We start from the raw sequence: 24,891 nt of genomic DNA, 5'->3' as shown, positions 1-24,891 counted from the left end.
ACCCGCTAAGCACTAATCCTCTATCCCCAATTCCTTTATCTTACGCGTCAGGGTGTTGCGCCCGTAACCCAGTAAAATGGCCGCTTCGTGGCGTTTGCCATGGGTAAAGTTCAGTGCCGACTTAATTAAGATGGCTTCCACCGTCGGGATCGTCTGTTTGGCGACTTCGTTTTCTTTATTAAACAATTGCTGGTCGACCCAAACCCTCAGTAACGATTCCCAATCGGAACCGGCGGTGATTTTTTCCGCCGGGGTATTAAGCAATTCCGGGGGCAGATCATGCAGATGGATTTCCCGCCCTGATGCCATCACGGTTAGCCAACGGCAAATGTTCTCTAATTGCCTGACGTTACCCGGCCATTCCAACGTGCTTAAAAAACCTTCCGCTTCGGCTTTTAACGTCTTTATCTCGGTATTTAGCTCTTGTCCGGCTTGGTTTAAAAAATGCCGTAATAATAACGGGATGTCCTGCTTACGGTCGCGTAAGGGCGGGATGTGGATGCGGATGACATTCAGGCGATGGAACAAATCTTCACGGAAACGGCCTTGCTGTACCAGCACCTCCAGATTTTGGTGGGTGGCGGCAATGATACGCACATCGACTTTTACCGAAGCATGGCCGCCGACCGGATAAAATTCGCCATCGGCCAAGACCCTTAACAAACGGGTCTGCAACTCGGCGGGCATGTCGCCTATTTCGTCAAGGAATAAAGTGCCGCCGTTGGCTTGCTCAAAACGCCCGGCCCGCCGCGCCGCCGCGCCAGTAAACGCGCCTTTTTCGTGGCCGAATAATTCCGATTCCATCAAATCTTTAGGAATCGCCGCCATATTCAGGGCAATGAACGGATTTTTGGCGCGTGGGCTGTGCCGATGCAAAGCCTTGGCGACCAATTCCTTGCCCGTGCCGGATTCGCCGTTAATCAGCACGGTGATATGGGACTTTGCCAAGCGGCCAATGGCCCGAAACACCTCCTGCATCGCCGGGGCCGCGCCAATAATCTCCGGTGTCGCTTCCAGCGTGGCATGTTCCTCGGTAACAGAATGCTGTTGCCGCCCGTGGATACAGGCACGGTGCGCCAAATCCACCACTTCTTTAATGTCAAAAGGCTTCGGCAGATATTCAAAAGCCCCGCCATGAAAAGCCGACACCGCACTTTCCAAGTCAGAATGCGCCGTCATGACAATGACGGGCAGCTTAGGATGGTTGTCTTGAATTCTTTTCAATAACTCCAATCCATCCATGCCCGGCATTCTGATGTCGGTAATTAACGCGTCGGGGATATCATGCTCTAAGGCAACCAGCAACTCTTTCGCGCCCGAAAAGCTGCGGGTGTTGATGGCGGCTTTTTGTAAAGCCTTTTCCACCACCCAACGGATAGATTTATCGTCATCAACAATCCAGACGGTTTCGGAGTTATTCATTGCCGGTCTCCACGGGTAAATAGATTGAAAATACGGTATTGCCAGGTTCGCTGTTGCATTCAATAATGCCGTTATGCTGGTTAATCAGGGATTGGGCAATTGACAGCCCCAAACCCGTGCCTTCGGCCCGGCCTGTTACCATGGGATAAAAAATTTGGTTCAGCATATCCGCATCTATGCCTGGGCCGTCGTCAATAATGTCCACTTTTGCCGCCAGCTTGTAATGTTTGCGGCCTATCGTCATGTGCCTATGGATACGGGTTTTGATAATAATATGCCCTTTGCCTTCGGTGGCTTGGACTGCATTACGGGTGATATTTAAAATTGCTTGGATCAGCAAATCCTTATCACCGAGTATATTTGGAATACTTGGGTCGTAATCATGTTTTACCATGAGATTGCCGCTGGATTCGACCTGCACCAATTGCCTGACGCGCTCCAATACTTCATGGATATTCAGGGATTTTTTATTGGGGAGCTTATTAGGGCCAAGCATTTTATCCATCAGACCTTGGAGGCGGTCAGATTCGGCAATGATAATTTGCGTGTATTCTTTCAGTTCAGGGTCGTGCAATTCCAAGTCCAACAATTGCGCAGCCCCCCGCAAACCGCCCAAAGGGTTTTTGATTTCATGCGCCAAGCCCCTGACCAATAATCTGGCGGTATTTTGCTGGGTCAGCAGGCGCTCTTCTTTAGAAATGCGCAAATGTGAATCCACTTGCTGAAGCTCAAGCAGAATTTCGATAATTTCATCTTTATTTAACAGCGGCGTGGCGCTGAGGTTAACGGTGATATTCTGGCTCATCCGGTTGAGCGTTAATGACCGCTCAACCAAGGGCTCGCCCATGGTCAAGCATTGTTTTAGATTTAACAGCAAAGCTGAGTCAGACGACTTAAACAAATCGCCAGCATTTTGATCGACCAAGTGATGGAAGCTGTCCGCCAGCAAAATTTCCCCAGCCGTATTGATATAGGTAAGGACTAAATCCCTATTAAATAGCAAAATGGCGGTGTTAAGGTGGTCAAGAATGCGTTTATACATGATGTGGGTAAGTCCATTTTAAGTTACGCTAGGGTATAGCAATTATTAGACCAATTGTCTACGGTGCGTGTAAGGGTTATTGCAGTTGCACCTTAGGCGAATCAGAAGGCTTTTAGCCGCACAAGTATAACCTATGAGGCAAAAAATGCGCCATAGTGGTGCGTTTTAGCTTGGCTAAAATAGTGCGGATAGGATTATAAAAAGTGATAAATAAAAAACGCCCCCATTCGGGGCATTTTTAAGAAAATACGGCAATAATAACTAAATGGATGTTGCTTGGCTTAATGGGGCAGGGAAAACGAGCCCTCCGTCCACCACCACATTTTCTGTGCTGTGCTGTGCTGTGCTGTGCTGTGGGGTATCGGTTTTTACAGTCCCCCTCCAAAAAATCCGAGCGAAAGGGATGCTATCGGGATCTTGGCACGACATAGTGCCATGTACTAGGGTAGATAGTACATGGCACTATTTTTATCAAGGCCTATAGGGGCAATAAATGAAAACAGGGGGCTAAATGAGGGGCTTTTGTGCGGGGCGGTCATTTTGCGCAGAAACTTACCCGAAAGCAGTGTTTGCGGTGATCACAAGGCTTTTCTAAAGGTCGCCTGTATCACCGTCCGCTCGGTCATCACAGTATCAAGAAAATTGGCCCATGATTGCAGCATCTCTAGCCGCTGGTTTTTATATTGGGCATGAGAATAGGTACCTGCCATGCCGGGGATGGCGTGGCTTAAGGCCGTTTCCACCACTTCGGGGGAGTGGCCTTGCTCCCTAAGATGTGTCGATGCGGTGTGGCGATGGTCGTGGATGTTGTAATCGGCAATCTCACCCGCTGCCAAGGCCGCGTTATGAGCGCCGTCAAGATTATTGCTGTGCATGGCTCGGTTTGGGTTGGTGGGCATGGGCAGAACCCATGGGCTGCCGCCGCCAAGGCGTTGCAGTTCTTGCAGCATTTCTGCCGCCTGAGCAGGCAGCATGACCAAGTGGTCTTTTTTCGTTTTCATACGCGCTGCGGGTATCAGCATTTCGCCTTTGTCGAAATCTATTTCACACCACGCCGCGCCGCATAATTCGCTTTTGCGTAACGTCAACATTAAGAGCAGGTGCAGAGCCAGTTTGTAGCCCCGATAACAATCCGCTTGGTACAGTCCGGTTAGGTAACGCCTGATTTCCGGTGTCGATAGCCAGCGGGTGCGCTTGGTGCGGTTGCCGACTCTAGCGGCCTTAATCAATACTGCCGGGTTGTGCGTGCAATAGTCATGCTCAACGGCATAGCCGAATATCCGGTTCGCCCAACCATGGCAGGAAAGGGCGGTCACCACGCCTTTATGCTCTCTCAAGTCATAAATTAACTCTCTCAGCAAGGCCACATCGATTAATTCCAGCGGGGTATCTGCTAGTTTTGGCAATAAGTGCAATCTGACCGGCGCCCAGCCTTTATCAGGGGCTTTCCACTTTTTATCCACCCACTCCGCTTTATACTTGCCAGCGGCTTCGCCAAAAGTCATCATGGCTTGGATGGCTTCGGCTTTTTGGTGGGCGATGGCCTGAATTTCCAGTTCTTTAATGCCGCAGCCGTCAATGACCATCCGTTTGGCTTGCGGATGGTCGAGCAGCGTTGCCGGGTGCTTGCCAAATTCGACAAGCTGCCTGGCCACCGCATGAATCTTACGCGCATTGTCCAAGGTCATTTCTGGGTAATTGCCGTATCCGTACCGGAATTTTTTACCGTTAAGCCGTAATTCACCGCGCCAAAACTTCCCCCCCGCTGCCCGTATCACTAGCACCAGCCCCTTAGCATCGGCTTTTTGGTAGTCCTTGCCGATCGCTTTTAATTTTCTGATTTCCGTATCGGTCAGCGCCATTTTTACCCCCTATTTTTTGATATTGCCGATAATTCTACAGGAAACGGATGGGGCAGGGGGGCAAAAATAGCGGATTTAATGCTTTAGCACAAGGGTAATCATGGCATAAAAAACCCCGCTAAGCCAAAGGGCTTGCGGGGTCATTGTATAAAGCGTGAGCCTGTATGGAACAGGCGCAAACGTTACAGGCTGTAGTACATGTCAAACTCGACAGGGTGTGTGCTCATGCGCAAACGAGTCACTTCCTGCATTTTCAGTTCGATATAACCATCGATTACGTCATCCGTGAAAACGCCGCCACGAGTCAAGAACTCACGGTCTTTGTCCAGCGCGTCCAATGCTTGGTCGAAAGCGTGGCATACTTGTGGGATAGCTTTTTCTTCTTCAGGCGGCAAGTCGTACAAGTCTTTGTCCATCGCTTCGCCTGGGTGGATCTTGTTTTGGATGCCGTCCAAGCCGGCCATCAACATTGCAGCGAACGCCAAATAAGGGTTGGCGGTGGAGTCAGGGAAGCGCACTTCGATACGGCGGCCTCTAGGGTTGCTGACGAAAGGGATGCGGATAGAGGCGGAACGGTTACGCGCTGAATAAGCCAGCATAACAGGGGCTTCAAAGCCAGGAACCAGACGCTTGTAGCTGTTGGTTGAGGCATTGGTGAACGCGTTTAAGGCTTTAGCGTGCTTAATGATGCCGCCGATGTAATACAGGGCCGTTTCGGACAGGCCACCGTACAAATCGCCTGAGAACAGGTTAACGCCGTCTTTAGCCAAAGATTGGTGGACGTGCATACCGCTGCCGTTGTCGCCGACCATAGGCTTAGGCATGAAAGTAGCGGTTTTGCCGTAAGCGTGGGCGATATTGGCGACCACATATTTCAGGCCCAACACTTCGTCGGCCTTTTTAACTAAGGTATTGAATCTAACGCCGATTTCGCATTGGCCAGCTGTCGCCACTTCGTGGTGGTGGACTTCGGTCATCATGCCGAATTGCTCTAAAGTCAAGCACATGGCAGAGCGCATGTCTTGGAACGAATCGACTGGCGGAACGGGGAAGTAACCGCCTTTAACGCCTGGGCGGTGGCCGATGTTGCCGTCTTCATAGACTTTTTCTGAGTTCCAACCCGCTTCTTGCGAATCTATCTTATAAAAAGAGCCGCTCATGTCAGTGCCCCAGCGAATATCGTCAAAAATAAAGAATTCGTTTTCTGGGCCAAAGAATGCCGTGTCGGCAATGCCGGTTGATTTCAAATAAGCTTCGGCGCGTTTGGCTAATGAACGGGGGTCACGCTCATAACCTTGCATGTTTTTAGGCTCGATAATATCGCAACGGATAATCAGCGTGTTGTCGTCATAAAAAGGGTCCATAACAGCGGTTGACGGATCAGGCATCAGAATCATGTCGGATTCGTTGATGTGCTTCCAGCCCGCGATAGAAGAGCCGTCAAACATATTGCCTTCTTCAAAGGTATCTTCATCAATCGTATGAGCAGGGAAGGTAACATGCTGTTCTTTACCGCGGGTATCACAAAACCGGAAATCGACGAATTTCACGTCGTTTTCTTGAATCATCTTAAGTACATTTTCTACAGACATCGTTGTCTCCTATTTATGGTTATTATAATGAAGCCAGCATTTTTACTGCTGAACACTCATAACGATAACATTTTTTTTGCTGGCTTAGCCAATAAAAAATGCACTGTGCGGGAGAGCGTTTAGGGACGCATTTTTGTTGGCATCCCCCTCTTGATTTAGGCATTTTATTGAAATGTATAAAAAATCACTGCCGATAGCAAATAAGTTAACAGAAAGCTACAGTTGTTGCTATTGTGGCTGTACTGCAACTTAATTGCGCACAAAAAAGGCGTTAAATAATCATAATGCACCATTACAGTGCATTATAGGTAATCCATCACAATTAAAAATACATTAACAATTTGTTTTTAAAGTAAATTTATATATGGCATAACCCTTGCTAAACTTTATTCAGTGTTTTTCTGAAATACTGAAACTGTTGCCAAAAAACAACAAATCTTATTATTCAGACCTTATTTTAAGGGGGCTTCAAAAATGAAAATTATTTTAAAACGCAAAAATCAGATATTGTTTGCGGCGATCAGCGGCATATTATCAACAGCCAGCATGACAGACGCAAACGCTAGTGGCGCCTATAAGGAAATTGAAAGCGCGTTAGACCACTCCGGTTTCGTCGTCGGCGCTTGGGCGAATGCCGGCGTCACCTACAACGGCAACGAACCCCAAAATAACTTTAATGGCCCGGTAACGTTCGGCGACCGTGCTGCCGAGTTCCAAGTCAACCAATTGAACGTGTACCTACAACGCGCTGTAGCGACTGAAGGCAGCAAATTTGACCTAGGCGGCCGCTTCGACTTTATGTACGGCACCGACTCCATCTTTACCCAAGCTTATGGCGTACCGTCCTTTGATGTTAACAGCGCTGCGGCGTTGCAACGTAGCGACTGGGACTTGAGCATGCTGGGCAGCAACAGCAACCGCTTCTATGATATCGCCTTGCCACAAGCATACCTAGAAAGTTATGTGCCAGTCGGAACGGGTTTAAACCTGAAAGTAGGTCACTTTTACACGCCGATTGGTTATGAAACCGTTCCTGCACCTGATAATTTCTTCTACACCCATGCTTACACCATGCAATACGGCGAGCCTTTCACGCACACCGGCATCTTGGGCAATTACAACGTCGACAGCAACTGGGCGCTGATGGGCGGCCTGTTGACCGGCAGTGCAACAGGCGGCTGGGATGGCGGCTGGGATCGCCAGTTGGGCAATTGGTCCGGCATTATGGGCGCCACCTACACCACCGATGACAAAGCGACTTCTTTGAACATCGCGGGTACTTATGGCGACACGTCCGAAACCAGCAAAGCCACTTGGGCATTGTATAGCATAGTCTTAAAGCATAACATTAACGAAAAAACCCATTTGGTTTTGCAACATGACCACGGCTTTGCCGACAATACCTATAACTATGCCACAAGCACACCCAACTCAGTGGATGCCGAATGGTATGGCGTTAACTCCCATCTGTACTATGACATCAGCGACAAAGTGGTCGCCGGTATCCGTGCCGAATGGTTCCGCGACCAAAATGGCCTGAGAGTGTGCTCGCCCGGCAGAATTGGCGCCGCTACCGATAACCAAGGCGTCAGCTATGCCGCCGCCGGACAATATCTGTCAAGCTGCGCCCCAGCCACTTATTATGAATTTACTGCTGGTGTTACTTGGAAGCCTAAAGAATGGCTGAGATTGCGTCCAAACGTCCGTTATGACATCGTTGGCGATTCACATGGCTACTCGCCGTTTGTTATCCGTGGCAACAGCTTCGCCACCACCCCCGGCAACAATGTTACTGATCAAATCACCTTCTCTACCGACGTGACAGTAACGTTCTAACCACGCCGCTTTGGCATAAGGCCCGCCAATTAGCGGGCCTTATTAGCCGCCACCCCTTGATTTAAGATCCGCAGCGGTAAGCTTTTGCCACTGCAACCCCGTTAAAAGCGCCCACCACATCAAAGCGCACCCACACCAGATGGGTTGCCGCTATCCGCTCGGCTTGGCTAAATACCGCGTATTTAGCCAGCTTCTGCCAGCCATTATTTTTACCATAACCCGAATTGCCGACAACGTCCTGAAGATACCGACAGTCCTTTATCTCCGGCGGCTGCGCCACCTGCGGCATGGCAAAACTTACCGAAGAAAAGCCCGACAGACACAGGATAAGCCCTAGTAAGGGTAACAGATGCCGACAGGCGGAGAAGGTGTGGTGAGCCATATATTTTTCCATAATATGATTTTTTTAATAGGGTAGGGTGGTAACAATCCTGTTGGCCTAATCCGCCAGCGGATGGCAGATCCGCTGGCAGATTTTAATTCGCCTTCGGCAAATTCTGCGATAAAGCCGCTTTGGCGGAATGGGGCTGGGCTAACAGCATTGGGGAGAGGGGCGGCAAGCCCCTCTGGCAGGGAATGATACATGGTATCGACTCGAAATTAAATACCCGTCCGCCCCTTTTTGCACCTTAATCCTACAAACCGCTCTATTTTAGTGCGCTATTGGCAAGGTATCAAAGAAGGTAGCCAGATAACAAGCCTATTGATTACCCTGAACAATTGGCACACTCCATGCTTTAGCTAATTCTGAATCGTTACTATACGCAAAGAGGATGAAATGAAACTAATAACCGCTATTGTTAAACCATTTAAGCTGGATGATGTCCGCGAGGCTCTTTCAGACATAGGAGTTTCGGGTGTCACCGTTACCGAAGTCAAAGGCTTTGGTCGCCAAAAAGGTCATACTGAGCTGTATCGTGGTGCAGAATATGTTGTTGATTTTTTACCAAAAGCCAAAATTGAAGTCGCTGTGGGCGAAGCCTTGGTCGATGCCGCTGTTGAAGCGATCACTAAAGCCGCCAACACCGGCAAAATTGGCGACGGCAAAATATTTGTAACTAATTTAGAGCAGGTTGTTCGGATCCGTACCGGCGAAACTGGCGATGAAGCACTGTAGTTAAGGAGAAAACATGAAACAACATAAATCACTCATCACTACACTGCTAGCATTCGCCTTGTTAGGGTTTAGTCAATTCGGTTTCGCCGATGCCCCCCCGCCTCCGACCGTCAACAAAGGCGATACCGCTTGGGTTATGGTTTCGACCGTCTTAGTCATCCTCATGATCGTGCCGGGTCTTGCGCTGTTCTACGGCGGTATGGTGCGTGCCAAAAACATGCTGTCAATCCTTATGCAGGTTTTTGTCATTTTTGCAATGACGGCTATCCTTTGGGCCATTTACGGTTACAGTATCGCCTTTACCGAAGGTAACGCTTTCTTCGGCGGCCTTAGCAAAATGTTTTTGGCAGGCATTACGCCCGACTCTATGGCGGCAACCTTCTCTAAAGGCGTTGCCATCCCGGAATTTGCTTATGTTGCCTTCCAGCTGACGTTTGCAGGCATCACTCCTGCTTTGATTGTCGGTGCGTTTGCCGAACGGGTCAAATTTTCAGCCATCTTGGTCTTCATCCTGTTGTGGTTTACCTTCGCTTACTTACCCATCGCCCACATGGTTTGGTACTGGACTGGCCCTGACGCGTATACCGATGCGGCAGCGGCAGAAACGGCAGGCGCAACCGCCGGCTTCCTGTTTCAAAAAGGCGCTTTGGATTTTGCAGGCGGCACAGTTGTGCATATTAACGCTGGGATTGCCGGCTTGGTCGGCTGTATTATGGTCGGCAAACGCTTGGGCTATAAAAAAGAATCCCTCGCCCCACACAGCGTTACCTTCACCATGGTCGGTGCCTCCTTGTTATGGGTGGGTTGGTTTGGCTTTAACGTCGGCTCAAACTTGGAAGCTAACGGCCTTGCTGCATTGGTTTTTATTAACACCTTATTAGCCACCGCAGCGGCGACCTTGTCTTGGGTTGCGGCAGAATGGCTGATGCGCGGCAAACCCAGCATGTTAGGCGGCGCGTCAGGCGCTATCGCCGGCTTAGTTGCCATCACTCCCGCTTGCGGCTGGGCAGGCCCTATGGGTTCCATTTTCTTAGGCCTGTTTGTTGGCGCGGTCTGCTTCTGGTCGGTCTCCAGCATGAAAAACATATTCGGCTATGACGATTCCTTAGACGCTTTTGGCGTTCACGGTGTCGGCGGTATCATCGGTGCGTTGGGTACGGCGGTGGTCGCCAGCCCTGCGTTAGGCGGTACTGGCGTTTGGGATTATGTCACTAATGCTGTCGCCCCTGACTACAGCATCATGACCCAGTTAATCAACCAAGCTTGGGGTGTCGGCGTAGCCATCGTCTGGTCAGGTGCCGTGTCTTTTGTCGCCTACAAGTTGGTCGATATGGTTATTGGCCTGCGCGTCAGCGAAGAAGTCGAACGGATCGGTCTTGACGTGTCCGAGCATGGCGAATCCGCTTACCACGACTAAAAATCTGCAAGGTCATCCGAAGCAAAAACGGGTGTCCGCACCCGTTTTTTGATAAGCCTTTGTCGGATTATCCGGCAATAAATAAAACCAAAGCTTGACAAGACAACCTGTACTGTATATCATGTACGGCTGTTGGAGAGGTGGCAGAGCGGCCGAATGCGGCGGTCTTGAAAACCGTTGAGGGTTGATCCCCTCCCAGGGTTCGAATCCCTGCCTCTCCGCCATTTAATTATGTAAGCTATTAATCTTTATGGTTAAGAATAATAGTTAAGTTTATAACCCATGCTTTACCCACCCACCTTTATCTTATGCAACAGCCCTGTTGCAAATCCAAACTAAAAATCGTTTTATCATATACACTGCTATCAGTGTACAAAAAAATCGCATTCCCATTGAAAAAATCCTTAGCCTGCCCAAAAGCCTTTAAATAAGACGGCATTATCAGCTTCCAAAACCCAATAAAGCCATGACCACTATCTGTGTGATTTTTGATTTGGACGGCACACTGATTGACAGCGAGGGAATTTGCAATCAAGCCTTTCTTGATCTGCTGCCACAGCTAAATGATACGGTTGCGTCATTGACGGCGCGGTATCGCGGCAAAAAATTAGCCTTAATTCTTACAGATATTGAGCATCGGCTTTGCCAGACGCTGCCAAGCGCGTTTGAAGCCCGTTATCGCCAGCGTGTCGCGGAACTGTTTTCACATGAGCTGAAACCTATGCCGGGTGTGCTTGAAATGCTCGAACACATCAGCTTTCCTAAGTGCATTGCTTCAAGCGGGCCGCTTTTAAAAATCCGTCAGGCACTGCAAATTAGCGGCCTCGCACCTTACTTTGGGGACAACATCTTCAGTTCCTATGAAGTAGGCTCTTGGAAGCCCGAACCGGGCTTGTTCCAACACGCAGCAAACGCGATGGGCTTTATGCCCAGCCAATGCGTGGTTGTAGAGGATAGCGATGTGGGGATTGAAGCAGCCGAGGCGGCAGGAATGGCTGCATTCCAATATATGCCCAACGGTGACGCTTTACCCTGCCGAAGCGGAGTGCCGTTTGACGATATGTCGCAACTTCCTCTTCTCCTTAGGCACTTTGCCAGCAGCAGCAACCAACACCACTAGCCTATTGCCTGTCCCGCCCTACCGTACCCACTACCGTATTTCCGGCTTGAGAAACGCCAACGCCATAGCACTTACCCGACCCCATCCAGCTATCGGATAAGGGAGCGACAACACGCTTGGCACACTTAAATCCCTATTAATAATACGGTTTTTGATGTTTTGAATGGCAAAAACCGCGTTAATTCGTTTAATCTTCATAAAAATTATGCTAAAGTCCGCATCGTCATGTGGCTAATTAAATGCGCTTTATATCTAAGCAGTTGCAGACCCAAAAGAATAATAACAACAAACGAGGTTTATTAATGAAATTATTAACAAGCACTGCGCTAGCGGCTACATTGGCTCTTTCTTTAGGATCGTTTTCGGCGAACGCCGATGTGTGTTTAGGCATGGCCTGCATGTACAACAGAATGACTCCTGTCGAAGGGATTGACGCGACTATGGGGGAAATTACACAAGCGTTGAAATCCATCAATGATAATGCCGGGGCTGATGCGATTATCGAAAATATCAAAGAAGCTTTAAAGTTAAGCAAAGAAATCAATGCCAACGATAAAGTTGACCGGAACCGGAACCGTGCCAATGATTCTTTGAAAAAAGCCCGGGGAGCCGTAAAAGAGGGTGACTTGCCGAAAGCAACAGAGCAACTAAAAGAAGCTGAAAAACGTTTTGCCGAACTTAAAACCATGCTTGACTTAACCTTAGATGATAGGGTCTCGCAACAAACCCCCATGATTAACCGTATTTTGGACACGCCTGACCGATAAGCGCCAACTAACCTAGAAGCTTATCCGCCCTCGTTAGTAGGGCAAAATGCCCAAAACTGCGGGCGGCGATCTATGCTATCGCCGCCCGCAGTCAAAGCTAAGCCAGCTTATGGGGGCATTCAGCGCCATCTATCCCACTCTATCCGCAATAAAAAACCCATAATCTAAAGGGCAGTAACCAATAACCTTGTAAATTAGGTGCTATTAGCTATCGACAACTCACAATTGCCCCGATTATACTCTACGGTTAGTCATACGACTTGAGGTTACCCCTTTTTTCATCAACCTTAAAAGTATAGGTTTACTTATGTGTTTCAGTGCAAATATGTCGCTCGGCCTAGGTGTGGTCGGTTTTGCCGCCTCCGCCGTAACCTTTTTCGATAAACAAGAACCTTTGTGGGTACGCTCCGCTAGGGCGTATGCCATCTTCCACTTCTCCTTAATGGAACTGATCCAATATTTTGCCTATCCGGTCGCTGACCAGTGCGGCTATGGCTCGAATTTATTCTTAAGCGAGCTGTCGACTTACCATATCTGTTTACAAGCCTTTGCCATCATGCCCGCCTTGGCGACCTACTCATCCGACCCTACTGCGCTAAAAAAAGCCGCCCTATTAGGGGGAGGGCTGAGCGCCATTTTTTTGGTCTGTAGTACGCTGCCGACCACCTTACAGCTTACCAATGAGCCCGGCACGTTTATAGGCAATATCATCGCCTGTATGCAAATGGGCAAATACCATATTGCCTATAGGATTGCCAGCGCTTATGGTGAAGTGATTATGTACGGCTCATTGTTCGCTTTAGCGCTGAGCGGCTTTGTCTGGAAAAACAATCAGCGTATCGCCACTTACCATTTCGTCATGGCGATTTTTACCCTGTATGTACCGCAATGGCTGTTTGGCGTGGACACCGGCGAAGCGGGGGCGATTTACTGCTTTTACTCCATCCCCATTACCGCCAGCTTTATGCCGCAGTTTAAAAAATTCTTCACCGCGCAAGTTTACGGTTATGAAGAAGACGAGCCTTTAAAAGAAAGCACTTAGAAGGGTTTAACAGTAATGGGCTTAGGCCTTTCAGATTTTCATCCCCGCAAGGGCGCAAGAAACCTGAAAGGCCTAGGTAACATCTGCATAGGCTGCACCCATCCAAAAATCAAGCGATAACCGCCTGTACGGCCTCTAACAAAACAACGGCACTAAAAAACCGCGCCCAAAGCCGCTGACTCTATATAATAGACGGCTTTATCCTCTCTCTTAGCTTCTGTAGACATTCATTCATGCCTTTATTACGTTTAACCAACACCTCCATCGCATTTGGTACCCACGCCTTACTCAAAAACGCCGATTTTCAACTGGATGCAGGGGAGCGTGTCGGCTTGCTCGGACGCAACGGTGAAGGCAAATCGACCTTAATGAAGATTATTGCGGGCAACATCTACGCCGACCACGGCGACATCTGGCGGCAACCCGAACTGCGTCTGGCATGGCTGGAACAAGCCCCGGAACTGCCGGACGGCGCGACCATTTACGATGCCGTGGCCGACGGCCTGGGCGAACTGGGGCATTGGCTGACCCGCTACCATGCCCTGTCCATGACGATGGACTACGAAGACCCTAAGGCTCTGGATGAACTGGGCGATTTGCAGCACAAGCTCGAAGCCCATAATGGTTGGCACTTTCAACAACGGGTCGAAACCACCCTTAGCAAACTCGGCTTACCCGGCGAAAAAGACGTTAACAGCCTGTCCGGCGGCTGGAAACGCCGGGTCGCCCTGGCCCGTGCCTTAGTCATAGACCCCGAAGTCCTGCTGCTGGACGAGCCGACCAACCACCTCGACTTTGAAAGCATCACTTGGCTGGAAGAACAAATCCTCGCCTTTCAAGGCGCGGTCTTGTTCGTCACCCATGACCGTTCCTTTCTGCAACGTCTGGCCACCCGTATTGTCGACCTGGATCGCGGCAACCTCGTGTCTTGGCAAGGCACTTACGACGACTATCTGCGCCGCAAAGCCGCCGCCTTGGAAGACGAGGCCAACCAAAACGCCGAATTTGACAAAAAACTCGCCGATGAAGAAGTGTGGATACGCCAAGGCGTAAAAGCGCGGCGCACCCGCAACGAAGGCCGCGTCCGCGCCCTGGAAAAATTACGCGCCGAACGCGCCGAACGCCGCAATACCCAAGGCACCGCCCGCTTAGCAATGGAAAAAGCCGATGCCTCAGGCAAAAAAGTCATCGAAGTTAAAGACATTTGTTTTGGCTATGGCGAAAAAATGCTCATTAACAACTTTTCCGCCCTGATTCAGCGCGGCGACAAAATCGGCCTGATCGGCGCAAACGGCGCGGGCAAGTCCACGTTATTAAAACTGCTGCTCAAACAATTGGAACCCAGCACGGGCAGCATAGAGCAGGGCACACGGCTAGAAATTGCCTACTTCGATCAATTGCGCGACCAACTCGACCCCGAAGCCACCGTCGCCGAAACCGTCGCCAATGGCAGCGACTACGTCGAAATAGCAGGCAATAAACGCCACGTCATGTCCTACCTGGGCGATTTCCTGTTCGCCCCCGCGCGTGCCCGCTCGCCCGTCAAAAGCTTGTCAGGGGGCGAAAAAAACCGCCTATTATTGGCACGGCTGTTCACCAAGCCCGCCAACCTCATCGTCATGGACGAACCGACCAACGATTTGGACTTAGAAACCCTAGAATTGCTGGAAGAAAAACTGATTAACTACGAAGGCACCTTATTGCTGGTCAGCCATGACCGTGCTTTCCTCGATAACGTCGTCACCAGCGTCTTCGTGCTGGACGGCTCCAGTAAAGTGCAGGAATTTATCGGTGGCTATACCGACTGGCTAGACTATTGCCAAAGCAAACCCGCCAGCCCCGCACCCGCGAAAAAAAATCCGTCCGCCCAAGCAGCACCAACACCGGAACCCAGCAGCGGTGCGAAAAAGAAAAAGCTCAGCTATAAAGAACAACAAGAGCTTAAGCAACTGCCGGAGCTGATAGACCAACTGGAAACCCAGCAAGCCGCCTTAACCCAACAAATCGGCGACCCCGGCTTTTATAAAAACGCGCCGGATAAAGTCAATAAAACGTTGGATGACTTAAAGAAACTGGAAACCCAATTGGAGCAGACCTACCAACGCTGGAACGATCTGGAAGCCGCCAACGAAGCGTAAAAATACCAAAACCGCTTGCAAAACAGCCCGATTTGCCTTATCCTATCGGGCTATCTGTAGCTCTACAGAAAGTATCAGGAGAGATGGCCGAGCGGTCGAAGGCGCACGCCTGGAAAGTGTGTATACGGTAACGTATCGAGGGTTCGAATCCCTCTTTCTCCGCCAAACAAGCATCCGCCGGGGTGCAAAGAAGTACCGAAACCCGCAAGCCGTAAGGCTTAGCGGGTTTTTTATTGTCCGGTGAAGTACAATGACATACCCCTACATCATAAGTGGCAGGCAATCGCACTATTGGCGGGTTTATGGGTTTTTCTGGCTCGCCTAAAATCTGAACTGTTGATTTTAATATTAAAAACTTGATCATCGGGTAACCCCTTTTTTTCAGCCCTTCTTTTTTCCTGGTTATTGATTATGACTGATGCGACTTTATTATTTTCCGATGCTAAGCAAGTTATCCCTGGTGGCGTAAATTCCCCTGTGCGTTCGTTTAGCGGGGTGGGCGGCACGCCTGTGTTTGTTGACCATGCCAGCGGCGCGTTTATTTATGATGCCGATGGCAAGGCCTATATTGACTATGTCGGCTCATGGGGGCCGATGATTTTAGGCCATGCCCATCCTGAGGTCATCGCGGCGGTACAGGCCACCGCTGCAAAAGGCTTAAGCTTTGGTGCGCCCACTGAGCTGGAGACCCTTATGGCGCAAACCGTCTGCCGCTTGTTGCCGTCTATGGATTTGGTGCGCATGGTCAGTTCGGGTACCGAAGCGACCATGAGCGCGATACGGTTGGCGCGGGGCTATACCGGACGCGATAAGATTGTTAAGTTTGAAGGTTGCTACCACGGCCATTCCGATTCCTTGCTAGTTAAAGCCGGATCGGGCGCGTTGACGTTTGGTGTACCCAGTTCGCCCGGCGTACCCGCCGCGCTGGCGGAACACACCATTACCCTGACCTATAACGACAGCGCGGCAGTAGCGCAATTGTTCGCCGAATGCGGCGGGCAAATTGCCGCCATTATCGTCGAGCCGGTGGCGGGTAATATGAACTGCATCCCACCCGTGCCTGGCTTTTTGGAAACTTTACGGCAAGTCTGCGACGAACACGGCAGCGTGTTGATTTTTGATGAAGTGATGACCGGGTTCCGGGTCGGCTTGCAAGGGGCGCAAGGCCTTTATGGTATCACCCCAGATTTGACTACCTTGGGCAAAGTTATCGGCGGCGGGATGCCTGTGGGGGCATTTGGCGGTTGCCGGAAGATTATGGAAAAACTGGCCCCGTTAGGGCCGGTGTATCAGGCGGGTACTTTGTCGGGTAATCCGGTGGCGATGGCGGCGGGTTTGAAAACTTTAGAGCTGATTAGCCAATCGGGTTTTTACGACACTCTCAGCGCGAAAACCGAGCGTTTGGTGACGGGCTTAAAAGCGGCGGCGCAACAAGCGGGCATTCCTTTGAGTACCCATAACATCGGCGGCATGTTCGGGCTGTTTTTTAGCGAAACCGCCAACATCACCCGCTTCGCCGAAGTGATGCGCTGCGATCAGGAACGCTTTAAACGCTTTTTCCATGCCATGTTGGCGGAGGGCGTGTATCTGGCCCCGTCGGCGTTTGAAGCTGGCTTTGTCTCTATTGCCCATACCGATGCCGACATCGACAGCACCATCGCCAAAGCGGCGGCGATCTTTAAACAACTGTAACCCTAGATCCCGACCATGACCGACGCTTTCCAATTGCATCCGCGCCTACAGGAAGACTGTATCCTGGTCGGCGCTTTCCCGCTGTGCCAGTTATTGTTAATGAATGATAGCCAATATCCTTGGTGTATCCTCGTGCCGCAAGTGCCGGGGCTACGCGAGCTTTACGAGCTAAGCCCAGAACAGCGCCAGCAGTTTACCGAAGAATCGTGTTATTTGGCTCAGCAGTTGGCGGGTTTATATCAGGCCGATAAGATGAACATTGCCGCCATTGGCAATATGGTGCCACAACTGCATATCCACCATATTGTCCGCTACCAAACCGATAAGGCTTGGCCCGCGCCCGTGTGGGGGAAGTTTGCCGCTGTGGCTTATACGCCGGAGCAGTTGGCTGGGCGGCTGGGGGAGCTTAGGGGGGCTTTGGTGGGGTTGCTGGATTGAGTTGCTTAATTGTGAGTAATGTGTAGCTGACTTAATTCAGCCAGCGGTGACGGCTGTGCCTTCCAAGTTAAGTTCGGCCAACTGGGTTAACCCGGCCAGCGGTGACAGGTCTGTGACGGTTGTGCAGCTCAACTTAATGCCTTCTAATAATTTTAAGGCAGTCTCCGACATACAGCGATCCAGATCGTCAATGAAAATCACTAATTTCCGGCCTTTTTTCCCAGAGCTTTGTCAATCGCTTCTTCTAGCAATTCGCTAAGCTGTTGGTTGGCAAAGCTTCGTTTTGGTAACGCCAAGCCTCAAACCAGACAGGCATAATATCCCTATTGGATGTTACGGGCTGCAATTCGTCGCGAAGTTGCAGTAAGGCACTGGTTTTGCCGCTGCTGATGTGGCGACATCATTGTGGTTATGTTGGGGCATTGTAACGTTTCCTAAAGCGGGCATCGGCTGGTTGATGGCTAGGCCGATATAATAACACCGAAAACTTTAAGGCTTAATCATTATGGACTATAAGTGTTATTAACTATTATCCGCGCACTTTTTTAAGGTAGGGTATTGGCCTTTACAACCCCCAGCCCGCTATAAACCGCTGATAAAACCCCTTATCCTGTACCGTCGCGCCTTTGTGCATAACTAAAGCCGAGGCGAATTCTTGCGCCCTGGTCATCGCCAACGCCAGCGGCCAAGCTTTTTGCAGGCCTAATAACAACACACTGGCAAACGCGTCGCCTGCGCCGACAGTGTCGGTAATGGCCGCTTGGCTGCTGGGGACGACTTCAATAAATTCACCGCCAGCGGTTAACGCCACCGCGCCTAGGCTACCGCGTGTGACAATCAGCGCGGTCAGTTGCAATTCCTGCAAAAAAGCCTGTAAGGTTTCTTTAAGGGTGGCTTGTTGGCGGGTCAGTTGGTATAGTTCGTCTTCATTCAGCTTGACCCAATCGGCTGCCGCCAGCCAGGTTTTGACCTGCTCTGCTTGCCACCACGGGGCGCGTAAATTAACATCAATAAACACGGTGCAGTCTAAACGCGCCGCCAACGCTTGCAAGGCTTGCGCCGAAGTGGCGTAGCGTAAAGCTAAAGTGCCATGATAGAGCAGGGGCGCGGTGATGGCGGTGGGTTCCGCTATATAATCATAAGCCTGCTGGTCGAGAATCTGGTAAGCGGGTTCGCCGTTAGGGAAGGTGACTTGCACGGTTCCGGTAGGGTGTTCGGGGTCGGTTTGCAGGTTAGCGTCCGCCATGCCCCAGTCTTGCATGGCGGTGCGGATGCTTACCCCTAAGGCATCGTCGCCGACGCGGCTGATAAAGCCGGGGCGTTGGCCGAAGGCCTGTAAATGCCACGCAACGTTAAACGGTGCGCCGCCGAGGATGGCTGGTCCGTCAGGGAATTGGTCAAACAGCACTTCACCAAAAATGGCGATAGGGTAGTGGGTCATGGGAGGTCTGTCCGATTGTTTGGGGTATCTAAAGATTATTGCCGCTATGCAAACACGTCTGTTAAGCTAATCGCCAAATCAAGAAATAACAGCGGCGTGGCAATGTCATCGTCGGTGTAGAGGCCGTGCAAGCGGTACTGGCCTGTGTCTAAGACAAATTGCTGGATAACCTGTTCATGGGGATAAACTAACCAGTATTCCGCTACGCCATTTTCTTGGTAGAGCTCATATTTTATCTGCATATCGCGTTTGGCGGTGCTTTTCGACAAAATTTCAATAATCCAATCCGGTGCGCCGTTACAGCCTTGTGCGTCTAATAGGGCCGTATTGCAGACGACGCACAAATCGGATTGGACGACGGTATGGATGTCTTGGTTGGCTAATAGCGATTGGTTGCGTTCATAAAGCCTGACATCAAACGGGGCGGCAAAAAACTGGCAGGACTTGTGCCGAAAGAAGTTGTATAACAGGCCGGTAATATCCGCCGAAATCCGTTGGTGCTGCAAGGTCGGTGCGGGTGACATCGGCATAATTTTGCCTTTAATCAGCTCAACGGTTTCAGTTATTTGCCAGCTTAGGTAGTCGGCATAGCTGTAGCTTAGGTTTGGGTCTAGTTGTCCTAATTGGGTGACTGTAGGCATAGCTTGGGCATCTTGTCGGCAACAGGTGGGAGCTTGGCTTTTATAGTACCCGATTATCGGCATTTAAGAAATGTCCCCAACGCCGCACAGGCCAGCCATCCGGTCTTTTGGCACAAATCAACACTACCCGAAGCCATGCGCCTATGTAATAATAAAGGGCTTTGATTTTGCGGTATTTCTTTCTGCTAAGCTTTCACAATCCCCGTTTTTGGCGGGGTCAACGCACATAAGGGCATGAATAATGGATGAGAACAAAAAGAAAGCGCTTGGCGCGGCACTGATGCAAATTGAAAAGCAATTCGGCAAAGGTTCGGTGATGCGCATGGGTGATGTCGCGGCAGCGCGTGACATAGATGTGGTCTCTACTGGGTCTTTAGGGCTGGATATTGCTTTGGGTTGCGGTGGTCTGCCACGCGGCCGCGTAGTTGAAATTTATGGGCCGGAATCGTCCGGTAAAACCACGCTGACCCTACAAGTTATTGCCGAAATGCAAAAACTGGGCGGTACGGCAGCGTTTGTCGATGCCGAACACGCGCTGGATCCCAGCTATGCGGAAAAAATCGGTGTCAATGTCAGCGAGCTGTTGGTTTCGCAACCGGATACAGGTGAGCAGGCTTTAGAAATTACCGATATGTTGGTGCGTTCCGGCGCGGTGGATGTGGTGGTGATTGACTCGGTTGCGGCCCTGACCCCGAAAGCGGAAATTGAAGGCGATATGGGCGACTCGCACATGGGCTTACAGGCGCGGCTGATGTCGCAAGCCTTAAGAAAGCTGACGGCGAATATTAAACGCTCCAATACCTTAGTCATCTTCATTAACCAAATCCGCATGAAAATCGGTGTGATGTTCGGTAGCCCGGAAACCACCACCGGCGGCAATGCCCTGAAATTTTATGCGTCGGTGCGTTTGGATATCCGCCGCATCGGCTCGATTAAAAAAGGCGAGGAGTTTGTCGGCAACGAAACCCGCGTCAAGGTCGTCAAGAACAAAGTCGCCCCGCCTTTTAAAGAAGCCGAATTCGATATTTTGTACGGCGAAGGCATTTCTTTTGTCGGCGAACTGGTAGATTTAGGCGTTAAATACGGTTTTGTCCAAAAGTCCGGCTCTTGGTACAGTTATGGCAGCGAGAAAATTGGCCAAGGCAAAGAAAACGCCCGCCAGTTCCTCAAAGAACATCCTGAAAAAGCCTTGGATATTGAACAAAAAATCCGCGCGGAAGCGTTTTCTAAGATACTGCCGCCCGATAATTCAGTAGAGACCGAAGAAGAACCTTTTATTGACGAAGAATAACCGTAATGGCGGCTGAACTGGACACGGCGAAAGCCATCCGCGCGTATTGCTTGCGTTTACTGGCGCAACGCGAGCACAGCCGCCAAGAACTGGGCAACAAATGTCTGCTGAAAGGCTTTCCTAAAAACGACATTGTGCCGATACTGGCCGAATTGGCCGAGCAAGGCTGGCAAGATGATGCCCGCTACGCCGAAAGTTATGCCAGGGCGCGTATCCAAAAAGGTTACGGCCCTTTGGCGGTGCGTTATGCCTTACAGCAAAAAGGCGTTGCTATGGAGGCGGACGCACTGCAACCGGATGAGGACAGTTGGCTGGACACCTTGGTGCAGGTGTACCATAAAAAATTTTCCGGCGATCAACCGTTAAGCCGCCAGGAATGGGCGAAACGTAGCCGTTTTCTGATCCAGCGGGGCTTTCCCGCTGACTTGGTCAACGCCTTACCGAAGCACTTGGCAATCCGTTTTCTTTAAAAACTGACGTTACGCAGTAACGTGCTTTACCCCCGTTTGCCGCGCCGAGCATCGCAGGGTTTGTCGGGATCAGCCCAAAGGGGCGCGGCAAGGATGCCGCGCGTCGGTAAATGGGCAGGAAGCCCATTTTACCGACCCCCGACAAAACCGAGAAGCGCAGGAAGAAGCGGCAATCGGGCCGCCTTTTCTTTGGATACTTTCTTTTGGCGGAGCAAAAGAAAGTATCTCGCCTTCGGGTGCGAGAACCCGATTAAAAAAAACCGTCGCGACAGCGACTCATCGCTACATTTTCCAGTATCGAAAATGACTGCGTAATATCAGTTAAGAATTAGTCTCACAACCCTATCTACTATCATGAACAAAATGACTAGCGCAGAATTACGCGCCGCCTTTCTGGAGTTTTTCCGTCAACGTGGCCATACCATCGAGCCATCCAGCTCCTTAGTGCCCGGCAACGACCCGACCCTATTATTTACTAATGCGGGTATGGTGCAGTTTAAAGACGTGTTTTTAGGCCGCGAACACCGCGACTTTAGCACCGCCGCAACCAGCCAACGCTGTGTACGCGCAGGCGGCAAGCATAACGACTTGGAAAACGTCGGCTATACCGCACGGCATCACACGTTTTTTGAAATGCTCGGCAATTTCAGTTTTGGTGATTATTTCAAAAAAGAAGCCATTCATTATGCGTGGGAATTTTTGACCAAAGCAATGGCTATCCCCACCGAAAAGCTGTGGGTGACGGTGTACGCCGAAGACCACGAAGCCGAAGCGATTTGGCTGGAAGATGTCGGCATTAATCCTGAGCGCTTCTCCCGCATCGCCACGAAAGACAATTTCTGGTCTATGGGCGATGTTGGCCCTTGCGGCCCATGTACGGAAATCTTTTACGACCACGGCGAGCATATTGCTGGTGGCCCTCCGGGTAGCCCTGATGAAGATGGTGACCGTTATATCGAAATCTGGAACTTGGTGTTCATGCAGTATGACCGCTCGGCGGACGGCACATTGACCCCGTTACCGAAACCGTCGGTTGACACGGGCATGGGCTTGGAGCGTATCGCCGCCGTGTTGCAAGGCGTACATAGCAATTACGAAATCGACCTGTTCCAAAAATTGCTCAACGCCGCCGCCGCGTTGGCGAAAACCGATGATTTGGCGAACAGCTCTTTGCGCGTGATTGCCGACCATATCCGCTCTTGCGCGTTCTTGATTACCGATGGTGTGATGCCGTCTAACGAAGGCCGGGGTTATGTGTTGCGCCGTATTATCCGCCGCGCCATCCGCCACGGCTACCGCTTAGGCATTTTGGATGTGTTCTTCTACAAACTGGTTGCACCCTTGGTAGCAGAAATGGGCGCGGCTTATCCCGAATTGCAAAATGCCCAAGCCCAAGTTGAGCGGGTGTTGAAAAAAGAAGAAGAGCGTTTTGCCGAAACCTTAGGGCAGGGCATGAAAATTCTCGAAGCCTGTGTCGCTAAACTGGACGGTACAGTTATTCCTGGTGATACCGTGTTCCAACTCTATGACACTTACGGCTTCCCGGTCGATCTGACCGCCGACTTTGCCCGCGAGCATCAACTGACAGTCGATTATGACGGCTTTGACACCGCCATGGCGGCACAGCGCGACCGCGCCCGCTCCGCCAGCAGCTTTGGTGCCGATTATGACCAAGACATTAAGCTCGATAGCCAAACCGAATTTACGGGCTATGGGCAGCTTGATGACGAAGTGCATATCGTCGCCCTGTACCAACAAGGCCAGCCAGTCGAAAGCTTAGGCGCAGGGGTTGAAGGTGTGGTGGTGTTGGATAAAACCCCATTCTATGCCGAGTCCGGCGGTCAAGTCGGCGATTGCGGGCAATTGTTGGTAGGGGATGCGGTGTTTGCGGTTGCCGATACCCAAAAACAAGGCGGCACCTTATTCCTGCATAAAGGCAAAGTCGTGTCAGGTACGTTGACCGTCGGCCAGTTATGCGCCGCCAAAGTCAGTGCCGAACAGCGCCAAGCCACCGAACTGAACCACTCGGCCACGCATTTGCTGCACGCGGCGTTGCGGCAAACCTTGGGCGACCATGTCGCGCAAAAAGGCTCGTTGGTGAATCCTGAGCGGCTGCGTTTCGACTTCTCACATTTTGAGCCGGTCACGCCTGAACAAATCGCCACCCTGGAGCAATTGGTTAACGCGCAAATCCGCCTTAACCAACCCGTCACCGCGCAAGTCATGGCGAAAGATGAGGCGGTAAAAGCGGGGGCAATGGCCTTATTTGGCGAAAAATACGGCGCAGAAGTACGGGTGTTAAAAATCGGCGATTTCTCTACCGAACTGTGCGGCGGTACTCACGTTGAACGGGCAGGGGATATCGGCTGTTTTAAAATCATCAGCGAAACCGGCGTAGCCGCCGGAGTCCGCCGTATCGAAGCCGTCACGGGTGCGGGTTGTTTGGCGTGGTTGGCCGAGCGCGAACAAGTGTTGAACAGCATTGCCGGACTGCTGAAAAGTGCGCCGGATAAAGCGGCGGAAAAAGTCGAACAATTGCTGGAAAAAGCCCGTAATCTGGAAAAACAACTGGAACGCCTCAACGCCAAACTCGCCAGCTCCGCAGGGGATGAATTGGGCAACCAAGCGGTCGATGTCGCAGGCATGAAAGTCTTGGCGGTCAAACTGGATAACGTCGATTCTAAATCCCTACGCGATATGGTTGACCAACTGAAGAACAAACTCGGCAGTGCAGCAGTGGTGTTGGCGGTGGTCGAAGGCGACAAGGTCAGCTTGGCGGCGGGGGTTACGAAAGACAAAATGGCGCAGATTAAAGCCGGGGATTTAGTTAACTTTGTCGCTACCCAAGTCGGCGGCAAAGGCGGCGGACGGCCTGATATGGCGATGGCAGGCGGCAATAACCCAGCGGCCTTGGCAGGGGCTTTGCAGGGGGTTTTCGGCTGGGTTGAGGGGCAGTTAGATGCCTGAGCTGTCGGTTGCTTAGGTTTGGGCGATGCGCATTTTAGGGACTATTAGCCAATACAGGCAAAATTGCGGATGAAAGGCCGTAGAATAACTATCTGAAATTGTTGTTATTTTGTTATTATCACTGCTTCCACTATGCAAGCTATCGTGCAGCCCGGCCAACCTTGCCCGGAATGCGCGATAGCAAATTACCCCGCTTTGCTTATTGTGCATAAGCACTATTGTCCGATGTTCAAGTTTTTCATAAAACCCATCAAAGTAGACAGCACCTAAAAGGGGTATGCCTACGGACGGCCTTACGCCCGTTTTTTATCCTGGCTGTTTGCGGGCATGGCCAATCTCTTATGGTGGCGGTAATCCTTTAGGCTGGCAGGCTGACTGCAAGCCCCTTTTTGTTTGTTCCTCTCGGCTAAATCAAGCACTCCACTTACCTACATCTGGCAAATAGCAAGTCAACCAGCATTATCAGGGGAACGCCCCTAATCCAAAAGCAATTCGCCAAAAAATCTACTATGCCGTTGTTGCCTTGGGGTGAACGGATTATTTTTCATATTTTTTATGAAAATGGTAATAGTTCATAGAATTGTTTTTTTTAAATT

19 protein-coding genes, 2 tRNA genes and 1 pseudogene are annotated in these 24,891 nt (G+C 50.7%); 14 read left to right on the top strand and 8 right to left on the bottom strand.

Annotated elements, in window-relative coordinates:
* Positions 1-12: 12 nt before the first annotated feature.
* From ntrC to glnA, 4 genes are all read right to left on the bottom strand, one after another.
* Positions 13-1,422, bottom strand: a complete 1,410-nt coding sequence (ntrC, locus tag CEK71_RS10630; protein WP_088619360.1) for a nitrogen regulation protein NR(I) — start codon at positions 1,420-1,422, stop codon at positions 13-15.
* Positions 1,415-2,464 (bottom strand): nitrogen regulation protein NR(II), encoded by a 1,050-nt coding sequence (glnL, locus tag CEK71_RS10625; RefSeq protein ID WP_088619359.1) that lies wholly within the window; start codon positions 2,462-2,464, stop codon positions 1,415-1,417. The genes ntrC and glnL overlap by 8 nt, the downstream gene beginning before the upstream one ends.
* A 578-nt stretch (positions 2,465-3,042) precedes the next feature.
* The gene (locus CEK71_RS10620) at positions 3,043-4,326 is read right to left on the bottom strand and encodes a tyrosine-type recombinase/integrase (RefSeq protein ID WP_088619358.1); all 1,284 of its coding nucleotides are present in this window, start codon (positions 4,324-4,326) and stop codon (positions 3,043-3,045) included.
* Positions 4,327-4,508: 182 nt separating this feature from the next.
* Positions 4,509-5,918: a glutamate--ammonia ligase gene (glnA, locus tag CEK71_RS10615; protein WP_088619357.1), complete on the bottom strand. Its 1,410-nt coding sequence runs from the start codon at positions 5,916-5,918 to the stop codon at positions 4,509-4,511.
* Positions 5,919-6,392: 474 nt separating this feature from the next.
* Here glnA and CEK71_RS10610 point away from each other — a divergent pair, with 474 nt between their 5' ends.
* Positions 6,393-7,754 (top strand): porin, encoded by a 1,362-nt coding sequence (locus CEK71_RS10610; RefSeq protein WP_088619356.1) that lies wholly within the window; start codon positions 6,393-6,395, stop codon positions 7,752-7,754.
* Between the two features lie 61 nt (positions 7,755-7,815).
* Here CEK71_RS10610 and CEK71_RS10605 read toward each other — a convergent pair whose 3' ends face one another.
* Positions 7,816-8,136: a hypothetical protein gene (locus CEK71_RS10605; RefSeq protein ID WP_157679139.1), complete on the bottom strand. Its 321-nt coding sequence runs from the start codon at positions 8,134-8,136 to the stop codon at positions 7,816-7,818.
* Positions 8,137-8,532: 396 nt separating this feature from the next.
* On the opposite strand from CEK71_RS10605, the gene CEK71_RS10600 reads away from it, so the two are divergent.
* The 10 genes from CEK71_RS10600 (at position 8,533) to CEK71_RS10555 (ending at position 17,485) form a co-directional block, all read left to right on the top strand.
* On the top strand, positions 8,533-8,871 hold the full coding sequence (locus CEK71_RS10600; protein WP_088619354.1) for a P-II family nitrogen regulator: 339 nt from the start codon (positions 8,533-8,535) through the stop codon (positions 8,869-8,871).
* Positions 8,872-8,884: 13 nt separating this feature from the next.
* Entirely contained in the window at positions 8,885-10,288 is a 1,404-nt protein-coding gene (locus CEK71_RS10595) for an ammonium transporter (RefSeq protein ID WP_088619353.1), read from the top strand.
* A gap of 134 nt (positions 10,289-10,422) precedes the next feature.
* Positions 10,423-10,512, top strand: a tRNA-Ser gene (locus tag CEK71_RS10590).
* Positions 10,513-10,769: 257 nt separating this feature from the next.
* A complete protein-coding gene (locus CEK71_RS10585) occupies positions 10,770-11,408 on the top strand; it encodes an HAD-IA family hydrolase (RefSeq protein ID WP_232463807.1) in 639 nt (212 codons plus the stop codon).
* Positions 11,409-11,647: 239 nt separating this feature from the next.
* Positions 11,648-12,175 carry a hypothetical protein gene (locus CEK71_RS10580; protein ID WP_232463806.1) on the top strand — a complete coding sequence of 176 codons (528 nt, stop codon included), beginning with the start codon at positions 11,648-11,650 and terminating at the stop codon, positions 12,173-12,175.
* A 307-nt stretch (positions 12,176-12,482) separates the two neighbouring features.
* Positions 12,483-13,217, top strand: coding sequence for a DUF5765 domain-containing protein (locus tag CEK71_RS10575; RefSeq protein WP_088619351.1), 735 nt, complete (start codon positions 12,483-12,485; stop codon positions 13,215-13,217).
* Between the two features lie 233 nt (positions 13,218-13,450).
* Positions 13,451-15,355, top strand: a complete 1,905-nt coding sequence (locus CEK71_RS10570) for an ATP-binding cassette domain-containing protein (RefSeq protein ID WP_088619350.1) — start codon at positions 13,451-13,453, stop codon at positions 15,353-15,355.
* Between the two features lie 77 nt (positions 15,356-15,432).
* Positions 15,433-15,520 (top strand) — tRNA-Ser (locus CEK71_RS10565).
* A 246-nt stretch (positions 15,521-15,766) separates the two neighbouring features.
* A complete protein-coding gene (gene hemL / locus CEK71_RS10560) occupies positions 15,767-17,047 on the top strand; it encodes a glutamate-1-semialdehyde 2,1-aminomutase (protein WP_088619349.1) in 1,281 nt (426 codons plus the stop codon).
* Positions 17,048-17,062: 15 nt separating this feature from the next.
* Positions 17,063-17,485 carry an HIT domain-containing protein gene (locus CEK71_RS10555; RefSeq protein WP_088619348.1) on the top strand — a complete coding sequence of 141 codons (423 nt, stop codon included), beginning with the start codon at positions 17,063-17,065 and terminating at the stop codon, positions 17,483-17,485.
* 36 nt (positions 17,486-17,521) lie between these two features.
* On the opposite strand, the pseudogene CEK71_RS23160 reads toward CEK71_RS10555, so the two are convergent.
* From CEK71_RS23160 to CEK71_RS10545, 3 genes and pseudogenes are all read right to left on the bottom strand, one after another.
* Positions 17,522-17,689, bottom strand: a pseudogene (locus CEK71_RS23160) (P-loop NTPase fold protein); the annotation flags it as partial.
* A gap of 361 nt (positions 17,690-18,050) precedes the next feature.
* Positions 18,051-18,926 carry a PfkB family carbohydrate kinase gene (locus CEK71_RS10550; protein ID WP_088619347.1) on the bottom strand — a complete coding sequence of 292 codons (876 nt, stop codon included), beginning with the start codon at positions 18,924-18,926 and terminating at the stop codon, positions 18,051-18,053.
* Positions 18,927-18,970: 44 nt separating this feature from the next.
* Complete coding sequence (locus tag CEK71_RS10545) at positions 18,971-19,567, bottom strand: Uma2 family endonuclease (RefSeq protein WP_088619346.1); 597 nt, start codon at positions 19,565-19,567, stop codon at positions 18,971-18,973.
* Between the two features lie 241 nt (positions 19,568-19,808).
* Here CEK71_RS10545 and recA point away from each other — a divergent pair, with 241 nt between their 5' ends.
* From recA to alaS, 3 genes are all read left to right on the top strand, one after another.
* Complete coding sequence (gene recA, locus CEK71_RS10540; protein WP_088619345.1) at positions 19,809-20,858, top strand: recombinase RecA; 1,050 nt, start codon at positions 19,809-19,811, stop codon at positions 20,856-20,858.
* A 5-nt stretch (positions 20,859-20,863) separates the two neighbouring features.
* The gene (locus CEK71_RS10535; protein ID WP_088619344.1) at positions 20,864-21,328 is read left to right on the top strand and encodes a regulatory protein RecX; all 465 of its coding nucleotides are present in this window, start codon (positions 20,864-20,866) and stop codon (positions 21,326-21,328) included.
* A 354-nt stretch (positions 21,329-21,682) separates the two neighbouring features.
* A complete protein-coding gene (alaS, locus tag CEK71_RS10525) occupies positions 21,683-24,295 on the top strand; it encodes an alanine--tRNA ligase (protein ID WP_198328554.1) in 2,613 nt (870 codons plus the stop codon).
* Positions 24,296-24,891 lie beyond the last annotated feature (596 nt).

Origin of the sequence: Methylovulum psychrotolerans (assembly GCF_002209385.1) — a bacterium.
GTDB lineage: Bacteria > Pseudomonadota > Gammaproteobacteria > Methylococcales > Methylomonadaceae > Methylovulum > Methylovulum psychrotolerans.
Note: the sequence above shows the minus strand (reverse complement) of the source record. Positions and strands in the feature narration are given on the sequence as shown.

Excerpts from the sequence above, each read along its gene's own strand:
- ntrC (WP_088619360.1), bottom strand. The coding sequence starts at position 1,422 with ATGAATAACTCCGAAACCGTCTGGATTGTTGATGACGATAAATCTATC.
- glnL (WP_088619359.1), bottom strand. The coding sequence starts at position 2,464 with ATGTATAAACGCATTCTTGACCACCTTAACACCGCCATTTTGCTATTT.
- CEK71_RS10620 (WP_088619358.1), bottom strand. The coding sequence starts at position 4,326 with ATGGCGCTGACCGATACGGAAATCAGAAAATTAAAAGCGATCGGCAAG.
- glnA (WP_088619357.1), bottom strand. The coding sequence starts at position 5,918 with ATGTCTGTAGAAAATGTACTTAAGATGATTCAAGAAAACGACGTGAAA.
- CEK71_RS10610 (WP_088619356.1), top strand. The coding sequence starts at position 6,393 with ATGAAAATTATTTTAAAACGCAAAAATCAGATATTGTTTGCGGCGATC.
- CEK71_RS10605 (WP_157679139.1), bottom strand. The coding sequence starts at position 8,136 with ATGGCTCACCACACCTTCTCCGCCTGTCGGCATCTGTTACCCTTACTA.
- CEK71_RS10600 (WP_088619354.1), top strand. The coding sequence starts at position 8,533 with ATGAAACTAATAACCGCTATTGTTAAACCATTTAAGCTGGATGATGTC.
- CEK71_RS10595 (WP_088619353.1), top strand. The coding sequence starts at position 8,885 with ATGAAACAACATAAATCACTCATCACTACACTGCTAGCATTCGCCTTG.
- CEK71_RS10580 (WP_232463806.1), top strand. The coding sequence starts at position 11,648 with ATGCGCTTTATATCTAAGCAGTTGCAGACCCAAAAGAATAATAACAAC.
- CEK71_RS10575 (WP_088619351.1), top strand. The coding sequence starts at position 12,483 with ATGTGTTTCAGTGCAAATATGTCGCTCGGCCTAGGTGTGGTCGGTTTT.
- CEK71_RS10570 (WP_088619350.1), top strand. The coding sequence starts at position 13,451 with ATGCCTTTATTACGTTTAACCAACACCTCCATCGCATTTGGTACCCAC.
- hemL (WP_088619349.1), top strand. The coding sequence starts at position 15,767 with ATGACTGATGCGACTTTATTATTTTCCGATGCTAAGCAAGTTATCCCT.
- CEK71_RS10555 (WP_088619348.1), top strand. The coding sequence starts at position 17,063 with ATGACCGACGCTTTCCAATTGCATCCGCGCCTACAGGAAGACTGTATC.
- CEK71_RS10550 (WP_088619347.1), bottom strand. The coding sequence starts at position 18,926 with ATGACCCACTACCCTATCGCCATTTTTGGTGAAGTGCTGTTTGACCAA.
- CEK71_RS10545 (WP_088619346.1), bottom strand. The coding sequence starts at position 19,567 with ATGCCTACAGTCACCCAATTAGGACAACTAGACCCAAACCTAAGCTAC.
- recA (WP_088619345.1), top strand. The coding sequence starts at position 19,809 with ATGGATGAGAACAAAAAGAAAGCGCTTGGCGCGGCACTGATGCAAATT.
- CEK71_RS10535 (WP_088619344.1), top strand. The coding sequence starts at position 20,864 with ATGGCGGCTGAACTGGACACGGCGAAAGCCATCCGCGCGTATTGCTTG.
- alaS (WP_198328554.1), top strand. The coding sequence starts at position 21,683 with ATGAACAAAATGACTAGCGCAGAATTACGCGCCGCCTTTCTGGAGTTT.